The 3,589-nt window shown below is 73.3% G+C and carries 4 protein-coding genes; all 4 read right to left on the reverse strand.

From position 1 onward, the window contains the following. Positions 1-962: ArnT family glycosyltransferase (locus I5E_RS16025; RefSeq protein WP_022907876.1), on the reverse strand; the 962-nt coding region annotated here is incomplete at its 3' end. Positions 963-1,063: 101 nt separating this feature from the next. Continuing rightward, positions 1,064-2,563, reverse strand: coding sequence for a sensor histidine kinase (locus I5E_RS16030; RefSeq protein WP_022907877.1), 1,500 nt, complete (start codon positions 2,561-2,563; stop codon positions 1,064-1,066). Between the two features lie 41 nt (positions 2,564-2,604). After that, positions 2,605-3,366, reverse strand: a complete 762-nt coding sequence (locus tag I5E_RS16035; RefSeq protein WP_042723969.1) for a response regulator transcription factor — start codon at positions 3,364-3,366, stop codon at positions 2,605-2,607. Beyond that, positions 3,363-3,589, reverse strand: a 227-nt coding sequence (locus tag I5E_RS16040; protein ID WP_031262964.1) for a hypothetical protein, incomplete at its 5' end; no start/stop codon positions are given. The genes I5E_RS16035 and I5E_RS16040, both read right to left, overlap by 4 nt.

Raw genomic sequence — 3,589 nt, forward strand, 5'->3', positions numbered from 1 at the left:
TAGTAGGTGGGCAGTGCGATCTTGGCGACGACCACGTAGAAGCCCACCAGCAGCGCCAGGACGACCCCGACGTAGGCGACGAGGCGGTCGGGCCGGATCCCGAGAGCGGCGACGACGCCGACCGCCAGGACGACGAGCAGGAGCGCGCCCGTGCCGGCCTCCATGAAGTGCAGGTTCGCCCACCACGGCGCGAACCGGTACACGGTGCCGCCGATGGTGATCGGGTGCCCGAGGGTGTTCTGCCCCTCCTGGAAGTCGATCATGTAACGGATCGCGGACCGGACGCCCATCGGCACGTAGGACACCAAGAACACGATCCCGAACGCCACCGCCCACATCGCACCGCCGACGAGCAGCCGACGCCAGGCACGGAACAGGACGGGCAGCAGCAGGAACGCCGGCAGCAGCACCACGGTGGACACCTTGCTCGTCACCGACAGGGCCATCAGGGCCCCGGACACCGGCGCCAGCCACCAGCGGTTGCCGCGGATCCACACCCACGCCGTCGCGACCGCGAGCACCGCGAAGGCGGTCATCACGGGGTCGAGCAGCGCGAGCCGGTCGACGCGCGGACCGGCACCGCCGCGGGGTGTCAGCCACCAGAGCGCCGCGGCGAGCAGCGCACCCCAGTACCCGAGTTCGCGTCGGAGCCACCCATAGAGCGCGATGCCGACGCCGAAGGTGAGCAGCGCGACGAGCACCCGCGGACCGATCGGTCCCTGCCCTGCGACGAGCTGGGCGAGACCGAAGAGGTACTTCGCCGTCGGGGGGTGCTCGCGGTTGAACGAGAAGTCGCCGTGCACGTACTGCCAGCCGGCCCGGAGGTAGATGTCCTCGTCACCGGTGATGTTCGGCCCGCCGATGTTCCAGAAGCACTGGTAGAGGGCCCAGACGAGGACCACGGCCGCCACCCCTGCCCGGATGCGGAGGTCACCGGCGAGTGCGGACAGGCGTGAGGGCACCGTCCGAACCTAGTTGCTCCGGGCGGCCGGAGCGAACCCGCCCGGCCCACCGCCCCGCCCGGTCAGTCCAGGTCAGCCGCCCCGTCCGCCGGACCGCCCGGTCAGCCCAGGTCAACCACCCCGTCCGCCGCCCCGCCCGGCAGGTCGACCGTGAACGCCGTCCGCCCCGGCTCCGACACCACCCGGACGAGCCCGTCGTGCGCGGTCACCACGGCCCGGACGATGGCGAGCCCGAGGCCGCTCGTCCCGTGCTCGCGGGACCGGGACGCCTCGCCGCGGGTGAACCGCTCGAACAGGGTCGGGAGGGCCTCGGCGGGGATGACCGGCCCGTCGTTCGCGACCACGAGCCGCGCGACCTCGCCCGACCGCTGCAGCGAGACCACCACCGTGGTGTCGGCCGGCGTGTGCGTCCGCGCGTTCGCCAGCAGGTTCGTCACGACCCGCCGCAGCTGCGTCGCGTCCCCCGAGACCACGAGCGGGTGGTCGTCCGGCACCTGCAGCGTCCAGCGGTGGTCCGGTGCGGTCGCACGCGCGTCCATGGTCGCCTCGACGACGAGCGAGGTCAGGTCGACGGGTCCCCGCACCGGCGCCCGTCCCGAGGCCAGCGCGACGGCTTCTAGGCGCCCCAACAAGAGGAGCTCCTCGACGAGGTCGCCCATCCGCACGGCCTCCCGCCCGATGCGCTCGACGTTCCGGTGGATCGTGGGGAGGTCCGAGGTCGTCGCGGTCAGCTCCGCGTACGCCCGCACGGTCGCGATCGGGGTGCGCAGCTCGTGCGACGCGTCGGCGACGAACGTGCGCATGCCCGCCTCGGCGTCCCGCCGGACCGTCAGCGCGCGGGCGACGTGCCCGAGGAGCCGGTTGAGCGCGGTGCCGACCTGCGCGACCTCGCGGTTCGCCGCGAGGTCCCCGGCGGCCACCCGCACCGGGATGTCGGTGCCGCCGCGCTCCAGGTCGAGCCCCGTGACGTCGGAGGCCACCGCCGCGACCCGCTCGAGCGGTCGGAGCGACCGTCGGACGAGCAGCGTGAGCGCCCACGCCGCGACGAGCAGGCCGAGCACCGTCACCACCCCGATGACGAGCAGCAGGCGGCCGATCGCGGCGTCGAGGTCGCCGAGGGGCAGCGCCGTGACGAACACGTCGCCGTCGTCGCCGATCGCCTGGGCACGGTACGAGCCGAGCGCCCCGAGGTGGACCGTCACCGGGTCGCCGTCGCTGGCGATCCCGGCGAGCGTCGCCTCCTGCGCCGACGTCAGCCCGTGCTGTCGGCCGCTGCTGTCCGTGTACCCGCCGAGGACCGTCGCGCCGTCGCGACGGATCGCGACGACCGTCCCGGCGGACTGCCCGGGTGCGCCGATGAACGCGTTCTCCGGGTCCGAGCCGGAGCTGCTCGTCGGTGGCGGGGGACGGTCGCCGTCCTGTCCGCCGACGGTCCGGTTCGCCGCCGTCGCGAGTTCCGCGTCGAGTCGATCGACGAGGTACCCGCGGAACGCGACGACCGTCACCGCCCCGACGACGACGTTGGTCGCGACGAGCAGGAGGGCGACGGCCGCCACGATCCGCCACCGCAGCGACGGCACGCGTCGGGACCGTTCGGTCACGGTCGTGGTCCGGGAGGCGCGGCTCGGCCGCCGCCGTCGGCTCACGTCGTCGGCCGGAGCACGTACCCGGCCCCGCGCACGGTCTGCAGCATCGGCTCGCGTCCGGCGTCGAGCTTCTTGCGGAGGTACGACACGTACATGTCCACGAGGTTGGACGACGTGCCGAAGTCCATGCCCCACACGTTGGCGAGCAGCTGCTCCCGCGAGAGCACGCGGTTGGCGTTCCGTGCGAGGTGTCGCAGCAGCTCGTACTCGGTCGGGGTGAGGTCGATCTGCTCGCCGGCCCGCGTGACCGTCCTGGTGTCCTCGTCGAGGTGGAGGTCGCCGACGCTCGTCCCGGCGGAGCCGGCGACCGCCGTCACCCGGGGTGAGGTGCGGGCGAGGATGCGTGCCCGGACGAGGAGTTCCTCGATGCCGAACGGCTTCGTGAGGTAGTCGTCGCCACCGCCGGTGAGTCCGGCGAGCCGGTCCTCGGGGGCGTCCCGCGCGGTGAGGAACAGCACGCGCACGTCGTCCCGGGCGTCCCGGAGCCGTTCGAGGACCTCGAAGCCGTCGATGTCCGGCAGCATCACGTCGAGCACGATCACGTCCGGCTGCGACTCGCGTGCCGCGAACAGGACGTCGCGTCCGCGGTGCACCGTCCGCACGGACCAGCCGTCGCCCTCGAACGCGAGGGCGACGGCGTCCGCGAGGGCGTGCTCGTCGTCGACGACGAGGACGCGGACGGGGGACCCGTCGGTGCGCTGCAGCGGTTGGCCGGTCACGCCCGCGAGCCTATCCACCGCGCCCTCGTCGTCGGTCACTTCGTGCTGCTCAGGTCGTACACGGTCTGCCCGCCCACGGTCGTGGACGAGAAGTTCGCCGCGACCCACTCCTGGATGGCCGACGCGGTGGACGATCCGCCGCCCATGCCGCCGCCCGAACCGGAGGAGACGTAGTACCCGATGTCACCGGCGGCGACCCAGGACTTGAACTCGGCGAGCGTGGGCGCCGGGTCGCTCGACCAACGCCGATCGCCATCACCGC

This window comes from Curtobacterium sp. B18, assembly GCF_000333375.1.
Taxonomy (GTDB): Bacteria; Actinomycetota; Actinomycetes; order Actinomycetales; family Microbacteriaceae; genus Curtobacterium.